The sequence below is a fragment of the Ruminococcus sp. MCC718 genome (assembly GCF_018783905.1).
Taxonomy (GTDB): domain Bacteria; phylum Bacillota; class Clostridia; order Lachnospirales; family Lachnospiraceae; genus Hominisplanchenecus; species Hominisplanchenecus faecis.
In genome coordinates this window covers 65723-91363 of record NZ_WQNP01000100.1, presented here as the reverse complement: position 1 = coordinate 91363, position 25641 = coordinate 65723, and the positions used below count along the sequence as shown (strand labels likewise).

The 25641-nt window shown below is 44.2% G+C and carries 31 protein-coding genes and 1 tRNA gene; 29 read left to right on the top strand and 3 right to left on the bottom strand.

Features of this window, described 5'->3' with window-relative positions; all coding sequences use genetic code 11:
• The first annotated feature begins 52 nt into the window (after positions 1-52).
• The 9 genes from ilvB (at position 53) to GPK60_RS09390 (ending at position 11332) form a co-directional block, all read left to right on the top strand.
• Positions 53-1735: a biosynthetic-type acetolactate synthase large subunit gene (gene ilvB, locus GPK60_RS09430; RefSeq protein WP_215659602.1), complete on the top strand. Its 1683-nt coding sequence runs from the start codon at positions 53-55 to the stop codon at positions 1733-1735.
• A 179-nt stretch (positions 1736-1914) separates the two neighbouring features.
• Positions 1915-2997, top strand: coding sequence for a 3-phosphoserine/phosphohydroxythreonine transaminase (gene serC / locus GPK60_RS09425; RefSeq protein WP_147631074.1), 1083 nt, complete (start codon positions 1915-1917; stop codon positions 2995-2997).
• A 1-nt stretch (position 2998) separates the two neighbouring features.
• Positions 2999-4159, top strand: a complete 1161-nt coding sequence (locus tag GPK60_RS09420) for a phosphoglycerate dehydrogenase (protein WP_215659599.1) — start codon at positions 2999-3001, stop codon at positions 4157-4159.
• A 128-nt stretch (positions 4160-4287) separates the two neighbouring features.
• Positions 4288-5538, top strand: a complete 1251-nt coding sequence (locus GPK60_RS09415) for a DUF1015 domain-containing protein (protein WP_215659596.1) — start codon at positions 4288-4290, stop codon at positions 5536-5538.
• A 167-nt stretch (positions 5539-5705) separates the two neighbouring features.
• On the top strand, positions 5706-8351 hold the full coding sequence (gene glgB, locus GPK60_RS09410; protein ID WP_173897165.1) for a 1,4-alpha-glucan branching protein GlgB: 2646 nt from the start codon (positions 5706-5708) through the stop codon (positions 8349-8351).
• Positions 8352-8354: 3 nt separating this feature from the next.
• Positions 8355-9227: a mechanosensitive ion channel family protein gene (locus tag GPK60_RS09405; RefSeq protein WP_022118786.1), complete on the top strand. Its 873-nt coding sequence runs from the start codon at positions 8355-8357 to the stop codon at positions 9225-9227.
• Between the two features lie 123 nt (positions 9228-9350).
• Positions 9351-9737 (top strand): metal-sensing transcriptional repressor, encoded by a 387-nt coding sequence (locus GPK60_RS09400; RefSeq protein ID WP_022118785.1) that lies wholly within the window; start codon positions 9351-9353, stop codon positions 9735-9737.
• Positions 9738-9815: 78 nt separating this feature from the next.
• Complete coding sequence (locus GPK60_RS09395) at positions 9816-11123, top strand: LCP family protein (RefSeq protein ID WP_173897166.1); 1308 nt, start codon at positions 9816-9818, stop codon at positions 11121-11123.
• 136 nt (positions 11124-11259) lie between these two features.
• Positions 11260-11332, top strand: a tRNA-Thr gene (locus GPK60_RS09390).
• Between the two features lie 145 nt (positions 11333-11477).
• Here GPK60_RS09390 and GPK60_RS09385 read toward each other — a convergent pair.
• Positions 11478-12650: a site-specific integrase gene (locus GPK60_RS09385; RefSeq protein ID WP_215659593.1), complete on the bottom strand. Its 1173-nt coding sequence runs from the start codon at positions 12648-12650 to the stop codon at positions 11478-11480.
• A 160-nt stretch (positions 12651-12810) separates the two neighbouring features.
• Positions 12811-13413 carry a phage minor capsid protein gene (locus GPK60_RS09380; RefSeq protein ID WP_215659590.1) on the bottom strand — a complete coding sequence of 201 codons (603 nt, stop codon included), beginning with the start codon at positions 13411-13413 and terminating at the stop codon, positions 12811-12813.
• Between the two features lie 74 nt (positions 13414-13487).
• Between GPK60_RS09380 and GPK60_RS09375 the strand changes: the two genes are divergently transcribed.
• Positions 13488-13661 (top strand): helix-turn-helix transcriptional regulator, encoded by a 174-nt coding sequence (locus GPK60_RS09375; protein ID WP_252191346.1) that lies wholly within the window; start codon positions 13488-13490, stop codon positions 13659-13661.
• A 295-nt stretch (positions 13662-13956) separates the two neighbouring features.
• Here the strand turns inward: GPK60_RS09375 and GPK60_RS09370 are convergent, their stop codons facing one another.
• Positions 13957-14355 carry a helix-turn-helix transcriptional regulator gene (locus GPK60_RS09370; RefSeq protein WP_215659587.1) on the bottom strand — a complete coding sequence of 133 codons (399 nt, stop codon included), beginning with the start codon at positions 14353-14355 and terminating at the stop codon, positions 13957-13959.
• A 139-nt stretch (positions 14356-14494) separates the two neighbouring features.
• Between GPK60_RS09370 and GPK60_RS09365 the strand changes: the two genes are divergently transcribed.
• The 19 genes from GPK60_RS09365 to GPK60_RS09275 all read left to right on the top strand — a co-directional run bounded on the left by GPK60_RS09365 (position 14495) and on the right by GPK60_RS09275 (position 25636).
• Positions 14495-14650 carry a hypothetical protein gene (locus GPK60_RS09365; RefSeq protein ID WP_215659583.1) on the top strand — a complete coding sequence of 52 codons (156 nt, stop codon included), beginning with the start codon at positions 14495-14497 and terminating at the stop codon, positions 14648-14650.
• A 5-nt stretch (positions 14651-14655) separates the two neighbouring features.
• Positions 14656-14850 carry a hypothetical protein gene (locus GPK60_RS09360; protein WP_215659579.1) on the top strand — a complete coding sequence of 65 codons (195 nt, stop codon included), beginning with the start codon at positions 14656-14658 and terminating at the stop codon, positions 14848-14850.
• Between the two features lie 371 nt (positions 14851-15221).
• Complete coding sequence (locus GPK60_RS09355) at positions 15222-15497, top strand: hypothetical protein (protein ID WP_243411851.1); 276 nt, start codon at positions 15222-15224, stop codon at positions 15495-15497.
• Complete coding sequence (locus GPK60_RS09350; protein ID WP_215659568.1) at positions 15494-15715, top strand: hypothetical protein; 222 nt, start codon at positions 15494-15496, stop codon at positions 15713-15715. The genes GPK60_RS09355 and GPK60_RS09350 overlap by 4 nt, the downstream gene beginning before the upstream one ends.
• Positions 15712-16143, top strand: coding sequence for a hypothetical protein (locus tag GPK60_RS09345; RefSeq protein WP_243860680.1), 432 nt, complete (start codon positions 15712-15714; stop codon positions 16141-16143). The genes GPK60_RS09350 and GPK60_RS09345 overlap by 4 nt, the downstream gene beginning before the upstream one ends.
• Entirely contained in the window at positions 16122-16409 is a 288-nt protein-coding gene (locus GPK60_RS09340) for a hypothetical protein (RefSeq protein WP_215659565.1), read from the top strand. The genes GPK60_RS09345 and GPK60_RS09340 overlap by 22 nt, the downstream gene beginning before the upstream one ends.
• On the top strand, positions 16406-16945 hold the full coding sequence (locus GPK60_RS09335) for a hypothetical protein (RefSeq protein ID WP_215659562.1): 540 nt from the start codon (positions 16406-16408) through the stop codon (positions 16943-16945). Before GPK60_RS09340 ends, GPK60_RS09335 begins: the two co-directional genes overlap by 4 nt.
• Positions 16942-17154, top strand: coding sequence for a hypothetical protein (locus GPK60_RS09330; RefSeq protein ID WP_215659559.1), 213 nt, complete (start codon positions 16942-16944; stop codon positions 17152-17154). The genes GPK60_RS09335 and GPK60_RS09330 overlap by 4 nt, the downstream gene beginning before the upstream one ends.
• A gap of 43 nt (positions 17155-17197) precedes the next feature.
• Entirely contained in the window at positions 17198-17851 is a 654-nt protein-coding gene (locus GPK60_RS09325) for a YqaJ viral recombinase family protein (RefSeq protein ID WP_215659557.1), read from the top strand.
• A 12-nt stretch (positions 17852-17863) separates the two neighbouring features.
• Complete coding sequence (locus GPK60_RS09320) at positions 17864-18769, top strand: DUF1351 domain-containing protein (protein WP_215659555.1); 906 nt, start codon at positions 17864-17866, stop codon at positions 18767-18769.
• 3 nt (positions 18770-18772) lie between these two features.
• Positions 18773-19726: a recombinase RecT gene (locus tag GPK60_RS09315; RefSeq protein ID WP_215659552.1), complete on the top strand. Its 954-nt coding sequence runs from the start codon at positions 18773-18775 to the stop codon at positions 19724-19726.
• 58 nt (positions 19727-19784) lie between these two features.
• On the top strand, positions 19785-20246 hold the full coding sequence (locus GPK60_RS09310) for a RusA family crossover junction endodeoxyribonuclease (RefSeq protein WP_215659549.1): 462 nt from the start codon (positions 19785-19787) through the stop codon (positions 20244-20246).
• Between the two features lie 21 nt (positions 20247-20267).
• The gene (locus tag GPK60_RS09305) at positions 20268-21128 is read left to right on the top strand and encodes a DUF4373 domain-containing protein (RefSeq protein ID WP_215659544.1); all 861 of its coding nucleotides are present in this window, start codon (positions 20268-20270) and stop codon (positions 21126-21128) included.
• Between the two features lie 9 nt (positions 21129-21137).
• Positions 21138-21839, top strand: coding sequence for an ORF6C domain-containing protein (locus GPK60_RS09300; protein WP_215659541.1), 702 nt, complete (start codon positions 21138-21140; stop codon positions 21837-21839).
• The gene (locus GPK60_RS09295; protein ID WP_215659538.1) at positions 21836-22894 is read left to right on the top strand and encodes a DNA cytosine methyltransferase; all 1059 of its coding nucleotides are present in this window, start codon (positions 21836-21838) and stop codon (positions 22892-22894) included. The genes GPK60_RS09300 and GPK60_RS09295 overlap by 4 nt, the downstream gene beginning before the upstream one ends.
• A 180-nt stretch (positions 22895-23074) precedes the next feature.
• Positions 23075-23809: a hypothetical protein gene (locus tag GPK60_RS09290; protein ID WP_215659536.1), complete on the top strand. Its 735-nt coding sequence runs from the start codon at positions 23075-23077 to the stop codon at positions 23807-23809.
• Positions 23802-24239, top strand: coding sequence for a single-stranded DNA-binding protein (locus GPK60_RS09285; protein WP_215659535.1), 438 nt, complete (start codon positions 23802-23804; stop codon positions 24237-24239). Before GPK60_RS09290 ends, GPK60_RS09285 begins: the two co-directional genes overlap by 8 nt.
• 48 nt (positions 24240-24287) lie before the next feature.
• Entirely contained in the window at positions 24288-25331 is a 1044-nt protein-coding gene (locus tag GPK60_RS09280) for a phosphoadenosine phosphosulfate reductase family protein (protein WP_215659533.1), read from the top strand.
• Positions 25325-25636: a hypothetical protein gene (locus GPK60_RS09275; RefSeq protein ID WP_215659532.1), complete on the top strand. Its 312-nt coding sequence runs from the start codon at positions 25325-25327 to the stop codon at positions 25634-25636. The genes GPK60_RS09280 and GPK60_RS09275 overlap by 7 nt, the downstream gene beginning before the upstream one ends.
• Positions 25637-25641: the final 5 nt, after the last annotated feature.

The window sequence follows — 25641 nt, the reverse complement described above, 5'->3', positions numbered from 1 at the left end:
AGAATTGAAGCTAAGCAACAACAGTAAGAAAAGTAAAGGTGAGGACAGCAGGATGAAGTTAAATGGTTCAGAAATCGTAATCGAGTGCCTGAAAGAGCAGGGCGTAGACACTGTTTTCGGTTATCCGGGCGGCACGATTTTAAATGTATACGATGCATTATATAAACATGGTTCAGAGATCAATCATATCTTAACATCCCATGAGCAGGGTGCTGCTCATGCGGCAGACGGATATGCGAGAGCAACCGGAAAAGTTGGCGTATGTATGGCAACTTCCGGTCCCGGAGCCACGAATCTGGTAACCGGTATTGCAACCGCATATATGGATTCAATCCCAATGGTTGCCATCACAGCGAACGTAGCCGTTCCGCTGCTTGGAAGAGACAGTTTCCAGGAAATTGATATCACAGGTGTAACGATGCCGATCACAAAGCATAACTATATTGTAAAAGACATCACAAAACTGGCAGATACCATCCGTGAAGCATTTCGCATTGCACAGGAAGGCAGACCGGGTCCTGTTCTGGTTGATATCACAAAAGACGTGACCGCAGCAGAGACTGAGTATGTAAAAGAAGAGCCGATCCCGGTAGAACGCAGCACACAGTATATCAAAGAAAAAGATCTGGAACAGGCGATTGAGCTGATCAATGAGAGTGAAAAGCCGTTTGTATTTGTCGGCGGAGGTGCTGTGATATCCGGAGCTTCCAAGGAACTGATGGAGTTTGTGAAAAAGATAGACGCACCGGTTGCAGACAGCCTGATGGGAAAAGGTGCTTTTGACGGCACCGATGAGCTTTACATGGGTATGTTGGGTATGCACGGAACAAAAGCATCCAACTTAGGTGTAACAAAATGTGATCTGCTGATCACGGTCGGTTCCAGGTTCAGTGACCGTGTCATCGGAAATGCCAGCCGTTTTGCAAAAAATGCCAAAATTCTCCAGATTGATGTCGATCCGGCAGAAATCAACAAAAACATTGAGGTAGACTGCAGTATTATCGGAGATCTCAAAGAAGTGCTGACACGTCTCAATCAGAGAATTGAAAAACATGAGCATAAAGAATGGATCAAAGAGATTGAGACAATCTCCGAAGAGCATCCTCTAAAATACAATGAAGAAGGTCTGACCGGTCCGTATGTGATCGAGCAGATCTATAAAGTAACCGAAGGAAATGCCATCATCACAACCGATGTCGGACAGCATCAGATGTGGGCTGCACAGTATTATCGTTACAAAGATCCGCGTACCTTCCTGTCATCCGGCGGACTTGGCACCATGGGTTATGGTGTCGGTGCTGCAATCGGAGCCAAAGTGGGCAGACCGGATAAAGTGGTACTGAACATCGCCGGAGACGGATGTTTCCGTATGAACATGAATGAGATTGCAACCGCAGCCCGATACAACATCCCGATTATTCAGGTTGTCATTAATAACCATGTGCTCGGTATGGTTCGCCAGTGGCAGACACTGTTCTACGGAAAACGTTATTCACAGACCATTCTGAATGACGGTGTGGATTTTGTGAAAGTGGCAGAAGCACTTGGTGCAGAAGGCATCCGTGTAACGAAAAAAGAAGAAGTTGCACCGGCTGTTGAAAAAGCGATCGCACTTGGCAAACCGGTTGTGATCGACTGTGTGATCGACTGCGACGACAAAGTATTTCCGATGGTTCCGGCAGGTGCCCCGATTGAAGATACATTTGATCAGGACGATCTGAATAAAGAAGCATAAATTCGGTTCTGCAAGCCTTTTTCCAGAACTTGGAAAAAGGCTTGACTAATTTTTAACAAGGTACTATAGTAAAGTGTAGAAAATAAGTGCTGATATCTGGCGGAGTTTTGAAAACAGGCATCAGCACTTGCTATAAAACTCATCACACAACAAAGTGAGAAGTCAAGGAGGATATGAAAGTGAGCAGAGTGTACAATTTTTCAGCAGGTCCGGCCGTATTACCGGAAGAAGTATTAAAAGAAGCAGCAGCAGAAATGCTGGATTACAAGGGCTGTGGTATGTCCGTTATGGAAATGAGTCACCGCTCACAGGTCTTTGACGATATTATCAAAGAAGCAGAGCAGGATCTGCGTGATCTGATGCATATTCCGGATAACTATAAAGTGCTGTTCCTGCAGGGCGGTGCTTCACAGCAGTTTGCTATGATTCCTATGAATCTGATGAAAAACAAAGTTGCAGATTATATCGTAACAGGACAGTGGGCAAAAAAAGCATATCAGGAGGCACAGAAATACGGAAAAGTAAACAAGATCGCAACTTCTGAAGATAAGACATTCTCCTATATTCCGGATTGCTCCGATCTGCCGGTCAGCCCGGATGCAGACTATGTATATATTTGTGAGAACAACACCATTTATGGTACAAAATTCAAAACACTGCCGAATACAAAAGGCAAGACACTGGTAGCAGACGTTTCTTCCTGCTTCCTGTCAGAGCCGGTCGATGTCACAAAATACGGCATCATTTACGGCGGCGTTCAGAAGAATATCGGACCGGCAGGCATGGTGATCTCCATTATCCGCGAAGATCTGATCACAGATGAGGTACTGGAAGGTACACCGACCATGCTGAAATTTAAGACACATGCTGATGCAGGTTCTCTGTACAACACACCGAACTGCTACTGCATTTATATGTGCGGCAAGGTATTCAAATGGCTGAAAAAGATGGGCGGTCTGGAAGTCATGAAAGAACGCAACGAAAAGAAAGCAAAACTGCTCTACGATTATCTTGACAGCAGCAAGCTGTTCAAAGGAACAGTAGAAAAAGATTCCCGCTCTCTGATGAACGTTCCGTTTGTCACAGGTGACAAAGACCTGGATGCAAAATTTGTAAAAGAAGCAAAAGAAGCCGGACTTGAAAACCTGAAAGGTCATCGTACCGTTGGCGGTATGCGTGCAAGTATCTACAATGCAATGCCATATGAAGGTGTGGAAGCACTGGTAGCATTTATGAAGAAATTTGAAGAGGAGAATCTGTAAAATGAAATATACATGCTTAAACCCGATCGCTTCTGTAGGACTGGATCAGTTCACAGAAGGTTACGAAAAAACAGAAAAAATGGAAGATGCAGACGCAGTGCTGGTAAGAAGTGCTGCCATGCATGATCTGGAGCTGCCGGATGGTCTGTATGCAGTTGCACGTGCCGGTGCCGGTGTCAACAACATTCCGCTGGATAAATGTGCAGAAAAAGGTATCGTTGTATTTAACACACCGGGAGCCAATGCAAACGGCGTAAAAGAGCTGGTGATCGCAGGCATGCTGCTGGCTTCCCGTGATATCATCGGCGGTGTGGAATGGGCAAAATCCGAAGCCGGAAGAGAAGATATCGCAAAAAAGGCAGAAAAAGAAAAGAAGAAATTTGCAGGATGCGAACTGATGGGCAAAAAGCTTGGTATCATCGGACTTGGTGCGATCGGTATCCAGGTGGCAAACGTGGCAGAATGTCTGGGTATGGATGTATATGGTTATGATCCGTACATTTCTGTTGATGCGGCATGGAAACTTTCCAAAGGCGTAAAACACATCAAAGATGTGGACGATATTTACCGTACTTGCGATTATATCACGATCCATGTACCGCTGCTGGATTCTACCAGAAAGATGATCAATCAGGATGCAATCGATCTGATGAAAGAAAATGTCGTGATCCTGAACTTTGCACGTGATATGCTGGTAGATGAAGAGGCTGTTGTAAAAGCCCTCAAAGAAGGAAAAGTAAAGAAATATGTCTGCGATTTCCCGAATACCACAACCGCAGGTGTGGAAAATGCGATCATCATCCCTCATCTGGGTGCATCCACCGCAGAATCGGAAGACAACTGTGCAAAGATGGCAGTTCAGGAACTGATGGAATACCTGGAAAAAGGAAATATCATCAATTCTGTAAACTATCCGAACTGCAGTCTGGGCGAATGCACACATGCAAACCGTATTGCGATCAACCACCGCAACGTAAAGAACATGCTGGGACAGTTTACCGACATTTTTGCAACATCTGATATCAACATCGCAAACATGGTAAACAAGAGCAAAGGCGATTATGCATACTCTCTGTTTGATCTGGACAGCGTGGCATCCGAAGAAGTACTGGATAAGATCCGTGCAGTCGAAGGTGTGCTGAGAGTCAGAGTGATCAAATAAAAAACAAAAGAATAAGAAAAACAAGAGGACAAAAGGCTGTTGCAGTTTTCTGCTTCAGCCTTTTTCAGTACGGAAGAGGCGGCTCATAAACCGAAACGCCCGGACCGTGCAGAGATGGAGGAATGATTATGGCAGAGATCAGAACATTTTGTGCTGTACATCCGGCAGAAGGACTTGCATCTAAACTCGCAGCTCTTCCTTATGATGTTTACAGCCGTGACGAGGCAAGAGAACAGGTAAAAAAAGCACCGGAAAGCTTTCTGGCGATCGACCGCCCGGAGACCCAGTTTCCAAAAGATCAGGATATGTATGCACCGGAAGTCTATCAGAAAGCACATGATATGTTAGAGGAATGGATCAAAAGAGGCTCCTTTGTGCAGGATCAGCAGAAATGTTACTATCTGTATGAACTGATGATGGATGGAAGGTCACAGACCGGTCTTGTGGCATGTGCATCGATCGACGATTATTTAAACGGTGTGATCAAAAAGCATGAAAATACAAGGGCAGAAAAAGAGCAGGACCGTATCCGACACGTGGATACCTGCAATGCACAGACCGGACCGATCTTTCTTGCCTACCGCAAAGATCAGACGATCGCAGAGGTGACAGCAAAAATAAAACAGCAGAAACCGATGTTTGCGTTTGTCTCGGAAGATGGCATCGGACATAAAGGCTGGAGAGTGGATGCAAAAGAGGATATTGCAATAATTGCAGATACATTTGCGAAAATAGATAAAATTTATATCGCAGACGGACATCACAGGGCAGCATCGGCAGTCAAAGTAGGGCAGCTTCGCAGAAAACAGCATCCGGATTATGACGGCAGTGAAGAATTCAATTATTTTCTGTCGGTATTATTCCCGGATGAGGAACTTTACGTTATGGATTACAATCGTGTCGTCCTGGATCTGAACGGACAGACAAGAGAAGGATTTCTGGAAAACGCAGCGAAAATTTTTGATGTACAACCGGTAAATGCGGCATATCATCCGCAGAAAAAGGGTACTTTTGGCATGTATCTTAGCGGTCAGTGGTATCATCTTACGGCAAAGGCAGATCTTACAAAAGACGATCCGGTGGAAGGTCTGGATGTCGCTTATCTGCAAAGAGAATTTTTGCAGCCATATCTGGATATCCAGGATCCGAAAACATCAAAACGCATCAGGTATGTGGGCGGGATCCGCGGACTTTCCGAGCTGGAGCGTATGGTCGATCATGTAAAAGAGACGCAGCAGAAAGATGCGGTGGCTTTTTCCATGTATCCGACTTCCATGGCAGAACTGTTTGCCGTAGCCGATGCCGGCATGCTGATGCCGCCGAAATCCACATGGTTTGAGCCAAAACTTCGGAGCGGACTGTTTCTGCATATGTTATAATTTTTTTGCTTTTTTACTGTTGGTGTTTGTGTTAAAATAGAATAATAATACTTGGGGTGCAACGCATGGAACAATCCGCAGGTATCATAATTTAAGAAACATTATGGGCAAGCAGCAAAGCGGATTGCGAATATCCGCTTAAATACATAAGGGAGGGTTTGAAGATTATGGACAACAAATTATATGAAATGATGGACTGGGCAGCAGTAGAGGGGATTGTATATTCAGAAGAAGATCATCCGCACGATATTCTGGGGGCACATGTGACAGAAGAAGGGATTCTGATCCAGACGTTTCTGCCGACGGCAAAGAGTGTGACAGTGGTGTTGAAAGACAGCAAAAAAGAATATCCGATGGATTTAGAGGATGAGGAAGGCTTTTTCGCTGCACTGCTTCCGGGTAAAAGAATTCCGAAATATCATTATCACGTAGATTTTGGAGAAGAAGCAGACGGAAAAGAAAATATCGTAGAATACGAAGATCCATATCGTTTTGCACCACAGATCACGGAAAAAGAAACGAAGAAATTTAATGCAGGCATCTGCTACGATATCTACGAAAAACTGGGATCACATCCAATGACGGTCAATGGTGTGGAAGGTGTTTTGTTTGCAGTATGGGCACCAAATGCCATGCGTGTCAGCGTGGTGGGCGATTTCAACCTCTGGGATGGCAGACGTCTGCCGATGAGAAGACTGTGGGATTCCGGTATTTTTGAACTGTTTGTACCGGGACTTGCTGCAGGACAGCTCTATAAATATGAAATCAAGGCAAAGGGAGGGCTGACATTCTTAAAAGCAGATCCGTATGCCAATGCTGCACAGCTTCGTCCTGACACGGCATCGGTGATCACAGACCTGAGTCAGTATGCATGGAAAGATGAAGCATGGCTGAAACAGAGAAAAAATGCAGACAGTAAGAAGGCTCCGATGTCCATTTATGAGGTACATCTTGGCTCATTCCGCAAGCCGGAGGACGGCAGGGAGTTTTACAATTATCGTGAACTGGCTGTGATGCTTGCGGACTATGTAAAAGAGATGGGCTATACGCATATTGAACTGATGCCGGTTATGGAGCACCCGTTTGACGGTTCCTGGGGCTATCAGGTGACCGGATACTATGCACCGACCAGTCGTTACGGCACACCGGAAGATTTCATGTATTTCATGGACTATATGCATGCACAGGGCATCGGCGTGATTCTGGACTGGGTACCGGCACATTTTCCGCGTGATACGTTTGGACTGGCTGCCTTTGACGGAACCTGCCTGTACGAGCACCTCGATCCGAGAAAAGGTTCCCATCCGCACTGGGGTACACTGATCTACAATTACGGTCGTCCGGAAGTCAAGAACTTCCTGATTGCAAACGCACTGTTCTGGGCAGAAAAGTATCACATTGATGGTATCCGTATGGATGCGGTGGCTTCCATGCTCTATCTTGATTATGGAAAGAACGAAGGAGAATGGGTGCCGAATATCTACGGCGGAAACGAGAATCTGGAAGCAGTCGAATTTTTCCATCATCTCAATTCCATCTTTAAACAGAAGGAGCCGGGGGTTCTGATGATCGCCGAAGAATCCACAGCATGGCCGAAAGTAACGGGAGCCGTTGAGGATGAGGGTCTTGGCTTTGACTACAAATGGAACATGGGCTGGATGAATGACTTCATTTATTATATGTCACTGGATCCGATCTTCCGTACCGCAAATCATGGGGCACTGACGTTCAGCATGGTTTATGCGTACAGTGAAGATTATATCCTGACCTTGTCACATGACGAGGTTGTACACGGCAAAGCATCCATGATCGGCAAGATGCCGGGTGACCGTGAGCAGCAGTTTGCAAACTTACGTGCCGCTTATGGATTTATGCTGGCACATCCGGGCAAAAAGCTTTTGTTCATGGGACAGGATTTTGCACAGTATGATGAGTGGGCAGAGGATCGGTCACTGGAGTGGGAGCTTTTGCAGTATGATGAGCACAAGCAGATGCAGAATTATGTGAAAGCACTCAATACATTTTACAAAGAGCATCCGGCACTTTACGAAATGGACTATGATCCGGATGGATTTACCTGGATCAATAATATTTCTGCCAATGAAAATATGGTAGTCTTTACCAGAAACACAAAGAAAAAAGAAGAGACGCTGCTGATCGTCTGCAATTTCTCACCGCTGACTTACGAAAACCACAAGATCGGCGTTCCATACCCTGGAAAATACAAAGAAATCTTTAACAGTGACAGCAAAGAATTCGGAGGCAGCGGAGTCGGTAATCCGAGACTGAAACAGTCAAAAAAATCAGAATGCGATGACAGAGCGGATTCGATCCTGATCACGGTTCCGCCGATGAGCATTACGGTTTTTTCTTATACAAAAGCGGCAGCCGGAAGAGCGGTCAACAAAAAAACGGCAACAAAGAAAACAGCCGAGAAAAAAGTTACCGAAAAGAAAACAGCCGAAAAGAAAGTGGCTGCTGTAAAAGAAACGGAAAAGAAAACAGCTGAGAAGAAAAGCAGTGAAAAAGTAACTTCGATCAAAGCCGCTTCTGAGAAAAAAGCATCTGCAAAGAAAACAACCGCAAAACAAGGAACCGGTAAGCAGGCAACCCCAAAAGCAGAGCTGGAGATGGCAGCTGCAAGTGAAGAAAAAGTGACAAAGACGGCAGAAAAAGCACCGAAAAAAAGCCTCAAAGAAGAACTGGAAGCCAAAATCGCAGAAAGTGCAAAGGCAGAGGAAGAAAGAAAAAACAAGACAACGGGTAGAAAACCGGCCGCAAAGAGCAGACGAAACAAGCAGCAGGAGAAATAGCAGATGGAACAAATAGCAGAGAATACGGCAGATTCGCTGACCGAAAGTGTAAAAGAAGTCAATCAGTTTACACAGTATTTTCAGGGGAAAATGCCGGGGCTTATGGATCTGGGCATCAAACTGGTCATTGTCCTGATCGCATTTTTTGTCTGCCGCAAGATCATTCAGCTGATCCTGAAGATCTTTGGCCGGTCCTTTGAACGAGCCGGGATGGAGGCAGCATCCGCACACTTCACACTTTCCATTATGAAAGCCATCATGTACGTGATGGTGGTGGCAGTCATGGCCACTTTTCTCGGAGTGTCCGGAGCGTCGGTTGCTGCACTGATCGGCTCGATGGGAGTCGGCGTTGTGCTGGCGTTAAAAGAATCGCTTTCGAATATTGCGGGGGGATTTATCTTATTGTTTATGAAACCATTTGTCAGCGGAGATTATATTCACGAAGATACCCATGGAAATGAAGGAACCGTGGTGAAGGTGGATCTCTTTTATACGACACTTCTGACGATCGATAACCGTACCGTATCGATTCCAAACGGAATCATCACCAACAGCAGTCTGACGAACATTTCAAAGCAGGATAAGCGGCAGCTGCGTGAAAAGGTAGGGATTTCCTATCGAAACGATATCAATGAGGCAAGGAAAGTGCTGCTCGCTATTTTGCAGAAGGATGCGGCCATTCTGAAAGAAGAGAAGATCGAAGTGGTCGTTGAAAGTCTTGGAGACTCCGGTGTGATCCTCGGGTGGCATGCCTGGGTAAGACCGCAGGATTATTTTCCGGCAAAATGGCGGATCACTGAAGAAATCAAATACAGATTTGATGAAAATCAGATTGAGATCCCATATCAGCAGATTGATGTGAAGATCAGCCGGTAAGAATATCTGGTAAAAGCAGGAGGAGTACAGAGTTTCCTGCCTGTGTCGGTCAATGTAGAAAAATGACAATGACAGAGGGAGAAAAACAGAAATAAGGGGCAAGTTACAGGAGGATAAAATTTTATGGAAACAAAGAAAAACGGTGTGCAGGCGGAAGCTCATACAAAAGAGCAGACTTCCGGCGGACATGCCCACAGTCACACGCATGTGCTGGAGGACGGAACAGTTGTCACGCATACGCATACGCACAGTCACGAACATACAAAAGCAGTGCTAAACCGTCTCTCCCGTGCGATCGGACACCTGGAGTCCATCAAGAAAATGGTGGAGAACGGCAGAGACTGCAGCGAAGTGCTGATCCAGCTTTCCGCAGTCAAAGCGGCGATCAACAATACCGGAAAAGTCATTCTTCAGGACCATATCCAGCATTGCCTGGTAGATGCGATCGAGTCCGGAGATATGAAGGAAATCGAAGAATTGAATAAGGCAATTGACAGGTTCATTAAATAGTGTATAATAATTCAGTAGACTTTTTAACGATGAATTTCATTAGAATCTGCTGCAGAAGATGCGGCCGAAGAGGAAAGCATGAAGAAAGACAAAACACGCAAGAAAAGTTCTGCATATAAAAAATATCGCAGACACAAGATTTTATTTATCACAGAACTGATTATTTTGATTCCGCTGCTGGTATTTGGCTTTTTGTATGTACAGTTCGAAAAGAGACTGGGAAATATTGATACTGTAACGCTTCAGTCCGGTGATATCCAGGTGAACGAAGAAGTGGAGAACAATGCAGTTCTGCATGGCTATACCAACATTGCCCTGTTCGGTGTTGATTCCCGTGATGGAAGTATGGATTATACAAACACCGATACGATCATCATTGCGAGTATCAATAACGACACGAAAGTGGTAAAACTGGTATCCATATACCGTGATACCTACCTGAATATCGGTGAAGACCGTTATGGAAAAGCCAATGCAGCCTATGCGAACGGCGGTTATAAATGGGCGATCAATATGCTGAACCAGAACCTGGATCTGGACATCACGGATTTTGTAACGGTGAATATGAATGCACTGGTAGAAGTAGTAGATGCACTTGGCGGTTTTGATTTTGATCTGACAGACGAAGAGGTTGTACATATGAACAACTACTGTGTCGGAACTTCTGAAATCACAGGAAAATCTTATGAACGTATCGAGCCGGAAGTGGCGGGCACGTATCATCTGAACGGTGTACAGGCAGTATCCTACACCCGTATCCGTTATACAGCCGGAAACGATTACAAACGTACCGAACGCCAGAGAGAGCTGATCGCCAAAATCGTGGCAAAAGCAAAAAAAGCAGATATGAAGACGCTGGTAGATATCATGGACAATGTGTTCCCGATGATTTCCACCAGTCTCAGCAAATCGGATATTGTATCTCTGGGAATGAATATGTTGTCTTATCAGCTGGGGGATACCTGCGGATTCCCGTTTGAACACCGTACAAGTGATCTGAGCGGAGATTCCGAAGTTCCGGTTACCTTATCCTGGAATGTTACCAGACTGCATGACTACCTGTTTGGCATCAAAGATTATGAGCCGTCCGCAGGTGTACAGGAGCGAAGTGCTCATATCGAAGAAGTCAGCGGATTCAGCAAAGGCAGTGCCGTCAGCAAAGAGAATTATACGCTGAACGGAGAAGAAGCCGGAAAAGATGTCGATGACAATATCCCTGGTATCCAGGAGACCGAGTCTGAGACAGAAACCCAGACGCAGGAAGCGGCAGTCAGCGATAATGGTGACGGCAGTGTTTATGATGATAATTCTTACGATAATTCTTACGATCAGGAGCAGTATAACGATTACAGCCCGGATGGATATAATTACGATGAAGAATATTGAGTCGAGCAGATATCTGCAATGGAAATGGGAAATGTATTTGACTTAGTTAAATTGTAATTATTTTTGTGAAAATACTTGCAAAACAGACAATAATCATGTATAATAATTTGAGTCAGCAGCAATACTGCTGACCGATGCTGGAATAGCTCAGTCGGTAGAGCACTTCACTCGTAATGAAGGGGTCGAGGGTTCAAGTCCCTTTTCCAGCTTGACAGAAAAAATACCGGAAATCCAGTAAAATCAAGGGTTTCCGGTATTTTTGCGTTCTGAAACAGCTATTTTTCTGATGCATAAAAACCGCCTGAAACAGTGCGAAAAAGTGTAAAATGTTTGGAAAGTGTAGTCAAAATGTAGTCAGATTGTAGTCACTTTTTCAGTGCTGTCAAAAGCATTATTTTGATATGATTTTTTTGCGAAATCGTTCAGCTTCTGGATGGATTTTCCTTCCTGTCTCCGCAGTTCTGCGTAGGTATCCAGCAGCATTTTCGAATTGCTGTGTCCCATGATTTCCACCGCTTCCATGATATCAATACCGGAATAATACAGCATGGTTGCATATTCATGCCGGAATGTATGCGATCCCAGCCCTGGACACATATCTACATCGAACTTGATGCGGCCGTTTTCGTAGTGATGTGTGCCGCCGCAGGCAGTGTTCAATGTCCGCTTGATCCGCTCGAACAGTCTGCGATACTGCGACTTTTTCAGATAGCTGCCATCAGTTCCGGGAAACAGAAGATTACCCTGTAATGTAGACAGATACTTTTTCAGGACGTCTGCCAGTGGATCCAGCAGATAGATCTCACGCTCTCCACTGTCTGTTTTCGTGTCTTTGAGCACGGCAGTTTCTCCAACGAACTTAACTGCCTTGTTGACAGTGATCTTTTTTCTGGCAAAATTGATATCAAACCGTGTCAGAGGGATGATCTCCTGCCGCCGCATTCCGGTATACAGCAACATATGCAGCAGTGTACTTGCCTGCGGATCCAGCTCTAAGTCTTCCAGGTGGATACGTTCCAGCTCTGTCAGTGCCCGTTTTTTCTTCTTCGGTGCAGGATCCTTTTCGATATTTTCCGCAACATTCTTGAACAGCAGGCCGTCATCAATGGCAGCACGCATGATCTGGTTGACTGTCTGGTAGTAACGACGCTGCAGATCAGCGTGACCTTTCAGTGCATTGTAACCGGTCTGAATATCTGTTTTCTTAATCTGCAATAGTTTGAGACCATCCAGTGCGGCAGTGTGGTTTTTCAGAATGTTCCGATATCCTTCGATCGTGTTCGTTTCACGACCGGCTTTATACAGCTCCAGCCACTTCCATTTATACGCCCCGAATGTCACGTTCTTTTCTGATACATAGATGCCTTTGCTGGTCTGCTCGATCACCTCGGCTTTCTTGCGTTCCAGTTCCGCAACACTACGACCATATACCTGTATGCGGACTCTTTTTCCAGTTTCCGGATTTATTTCATCGGTAGTTACCCATGCGGCGTACCTGCCGTCTTTTCTCTTTTTGTATTTTGCCATAATATATCATCCTCCTTAAAAATGAGTATAAAAATACACCTGTACAGGTGCTGGAGGATTGTGGTATAATCTTCTTGTTCAAGGAAGAATTATGCCGGTCTCCAGACCTGTATAGATTCGCTGATCCGCTTCGGTGCTGGTAACACTGGGGCGGATTTTGTTATAATTTTGTACTAATGCCTTCGAAATATGTATTCAAAGATAAACTACAGTTTGGGCAAAAGCCTCCATCGCGAGTAACTTCAGATGGCAATTTAGGATAGTTTTTAGTTTTCCCACTAATGGAGTACACTTTTAAATTATATTTTTTACATATAGTACAATGATTATTTGTAGATAACATCACCAGATCATTTTTGTACTTTTTGTTCTTAGCAAGAGATTCTTTAATTTGAAGTAAATTTGAGAATCTTTTATCCGAAAATTCGGGATGCTTTTGGTAGATGTTTTCTAATTCTTTTTTCGCAAGTTCCATATCGCCGGTTGATTCAATGTATTTAACTAAACGAAGATATTCTTTCGAAGTCAATAATGGACGCTTCTCGTAATCAGATAATGCATTAGATTTCCGCAAACAAGCAATTGCACAATCCATTCGCCCAGCTTTTTTATGTTCGGTAGCTTTTCTTTGTAAAAGGTAATAAATACAATCTTTTGTTGGATCACCAGTATGATAATTTTTTGCTGGAACTGGAATAGAATTAATTCCTTCTAAAGAGTCCATATCATATCTTTGGGGCTTTAAGAAATTTAATAATCCCATAACTTTTTTCTCCTTTGAATACTTTTTCTTTTTCCGGAGATAATAACACCATGAAAATATTATTATCTCAATTCTTGGAACAGCACCACCTGTCGATCCGGCAGGCGGCAATTATGACCGGTGTTCCCCGGTCTACGATCGGTGACATAGTGACCGACCATGTAAGTCCAACTCTGGCAACTATGGAACAGTTGGCAGCAGGGTTGAAAACCACAATTTCAGATCTTTATGAGTCTGAATATAAGTGATTTTCAAAAAGCGTCCGGGATTCCGGACAACGCACAACTTTTTTCCTCCTGAAACGTTTGTTAAGATGAAAGGAAAATTTTACTAAAACAAATGTTCGAAAACAGTTGCATCACAAATATTTTTGTGATAATATAAAACTAAAGATTTTCGAACAAATGTTTGAAAACGTGATCGGGAGGTACATAGGATGAAGTACAAAAATGCAGTTTTACAAATGTTGGAACGAATAAAAAGTGAAAAATCATGGAAAATGATTTACACATTTGTAAAAACGATATTGGAGCAGCAGGAGGATTAGTCCTCCTGTTTTTTTATTGTCACAAAGCGTTGGATGAAAGATAGGAAAAGTTTTTTATCAGACTCATTAAGTTTCCAATAATCAATAATTACTTGTCGAGCTTGTAAATCCTTAATGCCTATTTCAGTAACAGCTTTTGTATATTCATCCTCTGGTAATTCTTCGGAATAAGGTTCGCCTTTTCCAGAAGTAAGCCATTCATAATTCACTCCAAATTCTTTACAGATCAACTTATATAAAGGTTCTTTTTGATCTGGGCGTGCAAGCATATTCAATTCTATATTAGCAATAACGCTTCTGCTTACGCCGAGACGATTGCCGAATTCGGATTGTGATAAATGCAATTTGTTTTTTCGTAAATCTCTTATTCGTTCATAAGTTTCTATTTTTATCACCTCCTGCGATTTCAATAGTAACACATAAAAATGTTTTGGTCAATACAAAAAAGGAACAAAATGTCATAAAAATGACTTGACAAAAACAAAACTAAAGTTTAAAATGTAGTCATCAAAACAAAAAAGGAGGCGAAAACATATGAAAAAAGCATTAACAATAACAGATGTAGAAGATGCAAAAAAAATTGCTGAGATTTTCGAATCTCTTGATATCAATGGAAAATTGCAAGCAAGAGCATATCTGTCAGCGTTGAGAGACAAAGAAATGTTGGAAGCAGAGCAGAAAGCGGGGTAGGAGAAATGTGTATCAGATCTTTAGAAGCAGATATTGACAGGGACATTTTGAAAATCAACGGTCGAGAAGTGCAAGAGCCTGTTGTTGTTACTTTCCCGGGACCAGATGGTTGGCCATTACAAAAATTGTTTAATGCTGATCCAGCCAATCCGGGAAAGCATAAACAAATTGACATTACAGTTAATAATACGCTTTTATGAATCGAACATTGTCTACAGTGGCATAGTCGATCATGGTGATGAGGTGACCTTCTAAGAATGTATTGCAAATATTGGAAATGTCTTTAGTTGTGGTAGAAGGAATAGCAATTAAAAGATATTTTCCAGAGTTATCAATACATTCAGTGTAGTAGGTATCATATCCTCTAACATTTATAGGCTTTATATCCATAATGAACAATCTCCTTTCTTTTGTACTCGGCATGGCAGTGCCTGTATAACAAGGATAAGAGGAAAACAGGGTGAAGTCAATAAAGAAAGTGGGGTAAGGAAATGTTGAAACCATTAGCAATCCTGTTGCTGTTCTGGATTGCGATTCTGACGATGAATGAATAGGAAAGTGAGGTGGCAAAATGGAAGAACTCAAAAAAATGCTTCTGGAAGTACTCCGGGAGTGCAAGCAGCCAGAGTTCCCGCCTGAACCGGTACCCACAAGAGTAGCCGCAAAGGTTCTGGGTGTGGAACAGAGCACAGTGATTAACCGAATGGAGTCCGGTGAGCTGGATATCGGGCTAGTGTTCAGATCGAAGCCGACCAAAAGAGGGCAGGCAAGTCGAAGAAGTACATACATCAGTCCCAAAAAGTTATACGAGCTGACCGGGTTCGTATGGAAAGGAGACAAGCAATGAAAAGAAGAGAAACAGAAGTAACAGAAGTAACAGAAGAAACAACCGGAGCTGGTGTGATCGCCCCGATCGTGGCATCAGTAGCTGCAGCTTTCGTGTTCTGGTGGCTGGGAAAGTACAGCACGATTTGTGAACGCGATATCGTTGGAACTGCCATTACCGTATGGTGTGCGGTACTGATCCGTGTGCTGATGTTGGTGAGCAAGGAGGAAGCAGAATGAGCAAGATTATTAAGGTTAGTACGGATCTGGAAGTGACCGTGCATGATTTCCCACAGGGAACGATAAGAGAGCAGAATAGACAGCTCTGTGAGCTGATCGGGAACGGATGCGAGATGATTGAGCACGTCATGCCAAGACGACTGTATAACGAATTAGGGCATACGACAGAAGTTAAACGTGAAAACAGCAAGTGTGTGGCTATGCTGGTTGACGAAGAGTTTCTGCTCAAGAATAAACTTCAGCTTAACCCGATTGGCTGCTATCTGTACGAAACCGACAAACACGGCTCCCCAATCATGGGAAACATTTTGTTTGTAGGTGATACATATACAGGCGATGGTATTACGTTTTCAGGGATTGAAGAAGAGACATTCAACAAATTATATGAGCAGTTGAAACAGCTGGCATGGAAAGCGGGGACAAAATGACAGCAGAAGAGAGAAGAAAATGGACTTTTACACTGATGGATAAGGTCATGACAATCCATGAGCAGGGAAAACACTATGTCCATATGGAAATTGCAAATTATGAAGAAGGGGAACTCATTTCAGTGTATGTGATGGAAAATGGATTCGAAGAAAATAAAAAATATAATCTTTCGAAAACTTGTCTTACGGACTTTGAACCAGAAGAACTCTACCAGGTAGCCGACTATCTGGACAGTCTGATCGAGGACGAGGAGGTATCAGAATGAAAAAATACGAATTGACAGAAGAAACGTTCACAGTTTTCGGAAAAACACTGTACCGGATCAGAGCAGTGCGTGATTTCGGGTCTGTCAAAACTGGAGAGTTCGGCGGATACATCGAGAAAGAGGAAAATCTTTCACATTTCGGTGATGCGTGGGTTTACGGCAATGCAAAGGTTTACGGCAATGCAAAGGTTTCCGGCGATGCAAGAGTTTTCGGAAATGCGTGGGTTTACGGCAATGCAAAGGTTTACGGCGATGCAAGAGTTTCCGGCAATGCGTGGGTTTACGGCAACGCAGAAGTTTTCAATACGAGGCATTTCTTTGTACAAGGACCGATCGGGAGCCGGGATGGATACGTTACATTTTACAGGACTAAGGATGATACGGTAGAGGTAAGATGTGGCTGCTTTTCTGGAAGCCTCCAGGAATTTGTCAATCAAGTAGAGGAAACACATGGAGGCAGTAGATACGAAAAGGAATACAAGCTTGCAGCGGAACTGGCAAAGGTATGTATCCGTCTGGAGGGGGAAAGCAGATGATCTGGGTAAATGAAGGACGCGACCAGGAAGCCAGGGCCATCCTGGAACTGGCTGGGATTGATTCGGACAAGTACCGGATCTGGCACCATAATAGCATCTATGTGCATGCAATAAATGAAGAGACGAAAGAATCGGTGATCGTTGAGAAAGCGACACTCGAGGTAGTAAAAAGTCCCGGTGCTTTGGCGGGCGATCCGGGACACAAATAAAAAGACAACTACAGTATAGGGCAGAGAGACTGAAAATTCAAGTATGAGCTATACAATCATTGAAAATGCTGACCATGCGGCGTGGCTGGAAAGCCGCACGCTTGGGATCGGCGGTTCGGATGCGGCTGCGATATTGGGATTGAACCCATACAAGAGCAACGTGGAATTATTTGATGAGAAGACCGGGAGACGGATGCCGAAGGACATATCTGATAAGCCGTATGTGAAATATGGAACGGAAGCAGAGCCGCTGATCCGCAGGCTGTTTTCGTTGGACTTTCCGGAATATCAAGTCCTGTATCACGAGAACCGCATCCTGCGGAGTGTTGAATATCCATTCATGCAGGCCTCGCTTGACGGCGAGCTGACCGACCAGGAAGGCAGAAAAGGTATCCTGGAGATCAAGACCACGAACATCATGAACAGTGCACAGTGGGGCAAGTGGGATGGCCGCATACCGGATAACTATTATATTCAGGTGCTCCACTATCTGCTGGTGACAGGTTACCAGTTTGCAGTGCTGAGGGCACACATCCGGTCGGACTGGGAAGGAGACAGGCGGACAGCCGTCCGCCACTATTTCATTGAACGTTCTGACGTTGAAGAAGACCTTGCGATGCTCTTGCAGGAAGAAAAGAAATTTTGGCAGCAGGTAACACACAACATAAGACCGGGCAGGATACTGCCGGAGATATGACAGGAGGTAAACATGGAATTAAGAATCACAACCAAGATGGAGCCGGGGACGCTCCCGGAGATCCAGTGGAACAGCAGCGAGTTGAAGGAAGAGATCCAGAAGAAGGCACAGGAATATGCATCCATTGCTTATACGGATTCCCAGACCGCAGAGATGCGTAAGGACAGGGCAACCCTGAACAGACTGGTGAAGGCGTTCGAAGAAGAACGAAAGCAGGTAAAGAAATTTTATGCGGCACCTTATGAAAAATTTGAGGCACAGGTGAAGGAAGTGCTGGAACCGGTACGCAGTGCGGTCAAAGTGATCGATGATGGGCTGTACGAGATCGAGCAGAAGTACCGCAGTGAGAAAACAGAAAAGATGCGTGAATATTATGACCTGTATGTCGGGGATCTTCGTTCTGTTATCCCTTTCGAGAAAACAGTAAAAGAAAGCATGTATAAAAAATCCATCAAGGACAAGCATCTGGAAACCGCTTACCATTCGCTGTTCAACCGTATGTCTGAAGAAATGGAAGCACTTGAGGAACTCCCGGAACGTTTCCGTGATAAGGCGATCCTGAAATATATGGAAAGTTACAGCCTTTCGGAAGCACTCAGAGAGGGAAAACGCCTGGAAGAAATGGAAAAAGCCCTGGAAGAGCGAAAGAGAAAAGCAGCCGAGGAGAAAGCCAAAAAAGAAGAGGCATCCAGAAAGGCAGTACAGCAGGAAGAAACATCCGCTACTGCGGAAAACAAAGAAGACAGCAAGGCAGAAGTACCGGAAACTACGGCAGAAACACAGGAAGCAGAGAATACTACAGAAGTACAGGAAGAAATCTGGACACTTGACTTCCGTGTACGCGGCACCAAGAAACAGATCATGGATCTGAGAGAATACCTGATCCGCAACAACATTCAGTTTGGAAAGGTGGAATAAAACATGGCAGTAGCAAACAGTCTTGCAAACAGACAGACAAGAAGCAGCATGGCAACGTATATGTCCCAGGAAGCAGTGAGGAAGCAGATCAACAGCGTGGTCGGCGGCAAGAATGCCACCAGATTCGTCTCCAGCATCGTTTCCGCAGTACAGACAACACCGGCTTTGCAGGAATGCACGAACCAGAGTATCCTGTCAGCTGCATTACTCGGTGAAGCACTGAACCTCTCACCATCCCCACAGCTCGGACAGTTCTATATGGTCCCGTTCAAGAACAATAAAAAAGGCTGCAAGGAAGCACAGTTCCAGCTTGGGTATAAGGGTTATATCCAGCTGGCAGTGCGTTCCGGATACTACAAACGCCTGAACGTCATGGCGATCAAAGAAGGGGAGCTTCTCCACTACGATCCCCTGAACGAAGAAATTGAAGTGAACCTGATCGAGGATGACATCATCCGTGACGAGACACCTACAGCCGGTTATTATGCCATGTTCGAGTATGAGAACGGATTCCGAAAGACAATGTACTGGTCGAAGAAGAAGATGCTGGCACACGCCGAAAAGTATTCCCAGGCGTTTGGAGGGAATGGCGGGGCGAGATCGCTGGAACTCCTGGAAGCCGGGCAGATCCCGGAAAAAGACCTCTGGAAATATTCTTCTTTCTGGTTCAAGGATTTTGACAGCATGGCATTGAAGACCATGCTCCGCCAGATCATCAGCAAATGGGGCATTATGAGCATCGACCTGCAGAACGCCCTGGACAAGGACATGGCAGTGATCCACGAGGACGGAAAAGCTGAGTATGTCGATTCCGTAAAAAAGGAAGAACCGGTGGCAGAGCAGGAATACAGAGAAGTCCCGGAAGCAAAGACGGATGTACCGAAAGCAGCAGAACCACCAAAAGAGGCAGATGCTTCGGAACAGATGAGCATGGAAGATATGTTCTTCAATAATTAAAACAGACCATCCCGTTGACCTCACCGGAATGGCCGCTTACGTAAAAAGGAAGTAGAAAATGTACAGCCAGAACAATAACGAAGAACCAAAGTTATTCACGTTCACCGTACCGGGCAAGCCGCAGGGCAAAGCCCGGGCGAGAACATTTCACAACAGCAAGAGCGGCAAAATGAGCAGCGTAACACCTGAAAAGACGGTGCTGTACGAAAACCTGATCAAGACCTGTTTCCAACAGAAATACGGACAGAAACGGTTTTCGGATGATGCGTATGTGGTTGCTAATATCTTGGCGTATTTTGAGCCGCCTAAGAGCATCTCGAAGAAGAAAAGGGCAGAGATGCTGGAAGGGAAGATCTGGCCGGCAAAGAAGCCGGACAGTGACAACATCGCAAAGGTTGTGCTGGATGCCCTGAACGGCATCGCATACCATGATGATACGCAGATCATAAAACTGACCATTACAAAGGCGTACAGTGAGGAGGCGTATTTAAGCGTTACGCTGATGCAGCTCGATACATAAAAAGAGAAACAGGAGGCTGGTATGGCAAGGAAGAAGCAGGAAGGGAACCGCTTTTTCCGGATGGATGCAGACTTCTTCTCAGACAGAAAGATAAAGATCCTGAAAGCCCGCTATGGGGCGGATGGGATTGTCTTGTACTTGTATCTTTTATGTGAGATCTACAAGACAGGGTATTACTTACAGGTTGACGATGATTTTGAATATATCATCTCGGACGACCTGAACATGGATGGCAACAAGGTGAAGCAGTTCTTGAACTTCTTGCTGGAACGGTCACTGTTTGACGATACACTTTTCCAGTCGGACAAGGTCTTGACCTCTGCCGGGATACAGAGGCGTTATCAGGCGATGGTGAAAGCCAGAGCCACGAAAACGCCGATCACAGCCGAGAGGTTCTGGCTTCTTTCGGAAGAAGAGACCGAAACCTTTATTAAAGTGAACCCTTCTTTAAATTCTTCTGAGAAAAAAAGCGGTTTTTCCGAGAAAAAAGAGGATAATTCCGAGAAAAATAACACAAAAGGAAAGGAAAAGAAAAAAGAATATATAGATATAGATACGGCTCCGCCGGATTCCTATTTTTCTGATGATTCCCTGAACAAAGCCTTCCTGCTGTTCCTGAAGACCAGGAGAGAAGAAGGTGCAAGGATCACAGAAGAACAGGTGAAGCTGTTGAAAGAGGATCTTAAGGATTTGTCAACGGATCCGAGGGAGATGGAGGCGATTGTCAGAAAAGCGACTGTAAGCGGCTGGAAGAGCTTCTATCCAATCAAGAAGCAGCCAGCAGCCAAGAAGAAGGAAAAGAAAACCGTAAAGAATACATTCAATGCGTTTCCGCAAAGGGACTATGATTTCGATGCACTGGAAAGGACATTGAACGAGTAAGGAGGCAATATGGAACAGTTGAAGATTTTTGAGAGCGAAGAATTTGGCAGTATCCGAACCGTGACGAGAGATGGAGAAGTCTGGTTCGTCGGGAAAGATGTGGCAGAAAAACTGGGGTACAAAAACACTGCTGATGCTATCGGGACACATGTAGATAATGATGATAAGCTGTCATCGCAAATCGCGATGGCAGGTCAAATGAGAAACGTGGTGCTTATCAATGAATCTGGTATGTATGCTCTTATTTTTGGAAGCAAATTAGAAAGTGCACAGCGTTTCAAACGCTGGGTGACATCAGAAGTGCTGCCAGTGATCCGCAAGACAGGGAGCTATGAGATGGACGACTATTCGCCGGAGATGAAAGCAATCCTGATGCATGATAAGAAACTGGTGAAGATTGATAACCGCGTGACAGATCTGGAGAACCATATGACGATCGACTACGGGGAGCAGGTCGTTCTTGGCGATGAGGTCAACAAGGCAGTCCTGGACGCACTGGGCGGCAAGCACAGCAATGCCTACAACGAGATCGGCAAGAAAGTATTCGCGGAGTGCAACCGTGACCTGAAACACTATTTCCACGTCAACGCCCGCAACAACGTGCCGAAGAAACGCTACTATGAAGCCTTGGAATACATCCAGGAATGGAAGCCATGCACAAATACACAGATCCAGATCCGTGACTGCAATGCACAGGTGTGTATGCCATGAAAATAGTAGAAAAACCAGTTCAGATATTGGAATTGTTTGGCGGAATCGGAAGTCCGCGATGTGCACTCCGCAACCTCGGTATTCCGACGAAAGCAATTGACTATGTGGAAATCAACGAAAAGGCGGTACGTTCATACAATTCAATGTTCCGTGAGGAATTGGCATATAAAACACAGAGTGTTGTTGGATGGAATTTGAAGCCAGATATCCTAATCCACGGAAGTCCATGCCAGGACATGAGCATTGCTGGACACCAGGGAAAAGCAAGAGCGTCAGACGGAAGAATAAACCGTGGAAAAGGAGCAAAGCAGGGCAGCGGAACAAGATCAAGCCTGATGTGGGAAACAATACATATCATTGAACAGATGGGAAAATGGAAACCCAGATATGTAATATGGGAAAATGTCAAAAATGTCACATCGAAACATATGATTGAAAATTTCGTTAAATATCAGAAGGAGATGGAGCGATTAGGATACACGAACAGCTATGATGTTCTGGATGCGAGAGAATTTGGACTGCCACAGGCACGTGAGAGAGTATTCACAATCAGCGGCCTGAATGGTGAAAAGTTCGATTTTGACAGCCTGATCCGGACACCAATGCGAAGTATTAATGATTTTTTGGAAGATAACGAAAAGGTTTCAAATGTATATGATGTAACACAGCCGTCTATTCTTTCCTGTATCGGAGAGAAAAGTATTCGGAGAGCAACAGTCATTAAAGATTATGCATATACCATAACAACCAGGCAGGACCGCACACCAGCACAGGTAATTGACTGTGGAAACGGAAGATACAGGTATCTAACGGAGCGTGAATGCTGGCGGTTAATGGGGTATACAGATGCAGATTTTGAGGCAGCCAAAGCAGTACACAGACGCAGGGGGAGATATTATACGGCACTATATGCACAAGCAGGAAACAGTATTGCGGTTCCGATATTTGAAAGCATATTCAGAAAAATTATTCTGAATGAAAGTGGTACAAAAGAGGCACAGAAACCGATACCGGGACAGAGGACGATATTTGATTATCTGGAGGATGAAGAATGATTGTGGCGAAATTGGACGTAGAGCAGAGGTGCAAAGAATGTCCGATGTTCGAACCGGAAATGAAACACAGAAAAGCTTCTATACCAGGAAGCGTGAAATCACACCATATGCTGACGATCACGTGCAAAAATCAACGTTTTTGTCTGCTTATGTGGTGTTATCTGGAGGAGGAAAGCTGATATGTACTATGGATTTGATGATTATTTTGAACCAGGTGAATTTGACGAGAAAATCGAAGAGTTAAAGAATGAGCTTAGGGAATCGGTGAAAAAAGAAATCAACGATGAAATCGAGAAACTGCGAAAAGAAAACAAAGAATTACAGGGGATTAAGAAAAATTTTGAGTCTATCAAAAGGGACTTTGAAAGAAAAAAAGAAGAATGTGAAATAGTAATGAAAGACGCTGAGTATCGTGCAAAACATGCAAGGCTGGCAGAACTGATGGAGCAGATGAAACTTGTATTATGGTCAGCAACATGGGAAACACGATACAAGAGAAAATGTAATAAATGTGATTCCTTGAGAAACGTTAAGGTGACGTTGCCGTCTGGAAAAGCTGTGGACGATGAGTGTAACTGCGGAGTAAGCAAGAAGGTGTATTATCCAAAAGAGAATGTGCTGTACGAATTAAGCGAGAGAAACAGAGAGTTCATGGCGTGGTACAGGAAAAAAGGACAAAAGGGAGAAGAGTATTTTGTTGAATATATCGATGCTGAATATGCGAAAGTGATAGTAGATCATAACAAGGGCTTCAAAGAAATAGAAGGGAAGGAACTGAGGAAAGTATTCTTTACAACAAAGGAAGAATGCCAGGAATTTTGCAGTTATCTGAATAAAAAAGAGGGAGTCGCGGGATATGACTACGACAGAGAAGGCAACCTGATTGCAGAAAGTACAGGTGAGGATAATGAATAAAGTAATTTTAATTGGACGGTTGACCAGAGACCCGGAGATACGTAATTCTAACGGAGAGAGCAACACGGCAATTGCACGCTATACGCTGGCAGTTGACAGACGCTACAAGCGTGAAGGCGAAGCGGGTGCTGATTTTATCAGCTGTGTAGCGTTCGGACGCAGTGCAGAGTTTGCGGAGAAGTATTTCCATCAGGGACTGAAGGTAGTCGTTACAGGTCGTATCCAGACCGGGAGCTATACCAACCGAGATGGCAACAAGGTCTATACAACAGACGTGGTGGTTGAGGATCAGGAATTTGCGGAAAGCAAAGCGGCGGCACAGAGAAACCGGGAAGAGAGCAGCCAGGAACGACCGGAGCCGATGCCGGTGGATGCAGACGGGTTTATGAACATCCCGGAAGATTTTGACGAAGAGCTGCCATTTGCATGATGGGAAGGCAGAAGACATTGAGAGGGAAAGAAGAGACAGGAGAAAAAGATGTTCATACAGGAAGATGATCTAAAATTAAATGATTGGCAGTTTAGCCAGAGAAAATATTTACCGTATAAGGTAAAGAAAACGCTTGCGGAACGCAGAATCAAGGAATGGTATTACAACTGGGATGGTCAAGTATATTTGAGCTATTCTGGTGGCTTGGACAGCACAGCATTGTTGCATATGATAAGAAAAACCGTAGGGTTGGAAGTCCCGGCAGTATTCTCAAATACTGGTTTGGAATTTCCTGAGATAGTAAGATTTGCACGTCAGGCCAGCGGGGAATTTGTTGAAATATATCCCAGATGGAAAGACGGAAGCAGATTAACATTTAAACAGGTAGTTGAGAAATATGGATTTCCGTTAATTAGCAAAGAGACGGCATTGAAGATAAGGAAACTGCGGCATGGAAATTTATCAGACAGATACAGAAACTATTTGATGAATGGCGATGAAAGAGGGAAGTTCGGAATGCTTCCTAAAAAATGGAGATTTTTGTTGGATACACAATTTGATATAAGTGAACAGTGTTGTAACATTACCAAGAAAAAACCGTTTAAAGATTATGCAAAAAAGACTGGAAGAGTGCCATATATTGGGACAACGCAAGATGAAAGTTTTAGACGCGAACACCAGTATGCTCATACAGGTTGCAATGTATATGATGGAAAAACAATTAAGAGCCAGCCGCTTGGTCCTTGGACAAGGCAGGATGTGCTTAGATACATAGTAGAAAATGATATTGAAATATGTTCTGTATATGGCGACATAGAGCAAACGCCCGGTGGTATATACTACACAACAGGTGAACAGCGTACCGGATGCATGTTCTGTGCTTTTGGTGCACATATGGAAAATTGTCCGAATAGATTCCAACGAATAGCAATGACACACCCAAAGCATTATCAGATCTGTATGGAATTAAAAAATAATGGGGTAAGGTATCAAGATGCACTGGAAACATGCGGAATAGAGACAGAAACATGGGAACATATTGGACAGATGAACATAATGGATTTTTTAATCACAGGAGAAAAACAATGTTGATTATAAGTCAGAATAAAGAAAAAGTAATGCGGTTTGGCATATCTTTCAACGCGTTAAAGTATGCAGAACGAACCGATCGCAAAGGGAAACAGACGATAGTCAGACACACAATCTGCATATCAGATGGATTACTGGAAGAGGTTGCGGAATACGAAAGTAAGGAGCGGTGTATGGAAGTGATGAAAGAGTTTTGCGAAGCATATACAGATGGATACTACACGACGGAATATTTCGATGATTCAGCAAAACCGCACAAAATGACAATATATATGCGAAATCAAGTATATGAGTTTCCAGAAAAGTGAGGAGG

Bases quoted from the DNA above. Each gene is read 5' to 3' on its own strand.
- GPK60_RS09315 (WP_215659552.1), top strand. From the start codon at position 18,773: ATGGCAGTAGCAAACAGTCTTGCAAACAGACAGACAAGAAGCAGCATG.
- GPK60_RS09415 (WP_215659596.1), top strand. From the start codon at position 4,288: ATGGCAGAGATCAGAACATTTTGTGCTGTACATCCGGCAGAAGGACTT.
- GPK60_RS09365 (WP_215659583.1), top strand. From the start codon at position 14,495: ATGAAAAAAGCATTAACAATAACAGATGTAGAAGATGCAAAAAAAATT.
- GPK60_RS09340 (WP_215659565.1), top strand. From the start codon at position 16,122: ATGGAAAGCGGGGACAAAATGACAGCAGAAGAGAGAAGAAAATGGACT.
- GPK60_RS09400 (WP_022118785.1), top strand. From the start codon at position 9,351: ATGGAAACAAAGAAAAACGGTGTGCAGGCGGAAGCTCATACAAAAGAG.
- GPK60_RS09355 (WP_243411851.1), top strand. From the start codon at position 15,222: ATGGAAGAACTCAAAAAAATGCTTCTGGAAGTACTCCGGGAGTGCAAG.
- GPK60_RS09360 (WP_215659579.1), top strand. From the start codon at position 14,656: ATGTGTATCAGATCTTTAGAAGCAGATATTGACAGGGACATTTTGAAA.
- GPK60_RS09305 (WP_215659544.1), top strand. From the start codon at position 20,268: ATGGCAAGGAAGAAGCAGGAAGGGAACCGCTTTTTCCGGATGGATGCA.
- glgB (WP_173897165.1), top strand. From the start codon at position 5,706: ATGGACAACAAATTATATGAAATGATGGACTGGGCAGCAGTAGAGGGG.
- ilvB (WP_215659602.1), top strand. From the start codon at position 53: ATGAAGTTAAATGGTTCAGAAATCGTAATCGAGTGCCTGAAAGAGCAG.
- GPK60_RS09385 (WP_215659593.1), bottom strand. From the start codon at position 12,650: ATGGCAAAATACAAAAAGAGAAAAGACGGCAGGTACGCCGCATGGGTA.
- GPK60_RS09420 (WP_215659599.1), top strand. From the start codon at position 2,999: ATGAAATATACATGCTTAAACCCGATCGCTTCTGTAGGACTGGATCAG.
- GPK60_RS09405 (WP_022118786.1), top strand. From the start codon at position 8,355: ATGGAACAAATAGCAGAGAATACGGCAGATTCGCTGACCGAAAGTGTA.
- GPK60_RS09330 (WP_215659559.1), top strand. From the start codon at position 16,942: ATGATCTGGGTAAATGAAGGACGCGACCAGGAAGCCAGGGCCATCCTG.
- GPK60_RS09280 (WP_215659533.1), top strand. From the start codon at position 24,288: ATGTTCATACAGGAAGATGATCTAAAATTAAATGATTGGCAGTTTAGC.
- GPK60_RS09380 (WP_215659590.1), bottom strand. From the start codon at position 13,413: ATGGGATTATTAAATTTCTTAAAGCCCCAAAGATATGATATGGACTCT.
- GPK60_RS09295 (WP_215659538.1), top strand. From the start codon at position 21,836: ATGAAAATAGTAGAAAAACCAGTTCAGATATTGGAATTGTTTGGCGGA.
- GPK60_RS09310 (WP_215659549.1), top strand. From the start codon at position 19,785: ATGTACAGCCAGAACAATAACGAAGAACCAAAGTTATTCACGTTCACC.
- GPK60_RS09395 (WP_173897166.1), top strand. From the start codon at position 9,816: ATGAAGAAAGACAAAACACGCAAGAAAAGTTCTGCATATAAAAAATAT.
- GPK60_RS09275 (WP_215659532.1), top strand. From the start codon at position 25,325: ATGTTGATTATAAGTCAGAATAAAGAAAAAGTAATGCGGTTTGGCATA.
- GPK60_RS09335 (WP_215659562.1), top strand. From the start codon at position 16,406: ATGAAAAAATACGAATTGACAGAAGAAACGTTCACAGTTTTCGGAAAA.
- GPK60_RS09345 (WP_243860680.1), top strand. From the start codon at position 15,712: ATGAGCAAGATTATTAAGGTTAGTACGGATCTGGAAGTGACCGTGCAT.
- GPK60_RS09300 (WP_215659541.1), top strand. From the start codon at position 21,138: ATGGAACAGTTGAAGATTTTTGAGAGCGAAGAATTTGGCAGTATCCGA.
- GPK60_RS09320 (WP_215659555.1), top strand. From the start codon at position 17,864: ATGGAATTAAGAATCACAACCAAGATGGAGCCGGGGACGCTCCCGGAG.
- GPK60_RS09350 (WP_215659568.1), top strand. From the start codon at position 15,494: ATGAAAAGAAGAGAAACAGAAGTAACAGAAGTAACAGAAGAAACAACC.
- GPK60_RS09290 (WP_215659536.1), top strand. From the start codon at position 23,075: ATGTACTATGGATTTGATGATTATTTTGAACCAGGTGAATTTGACGAG.
- GPK60_RS09285 (WP_215659535.1), top strand. From the start codon at position 23,802: ATGAATAAAGTAATTTTAATTGGACGGTTGACCAGAGACCCGGAGATA.
- GPK60_RS09325 (WP_215659557.1), top strand. From the start codon at position 17,198: ATGAGCTATACAATCATTGAAAATGCTGACCATGCGGCGTGGCTGGAA.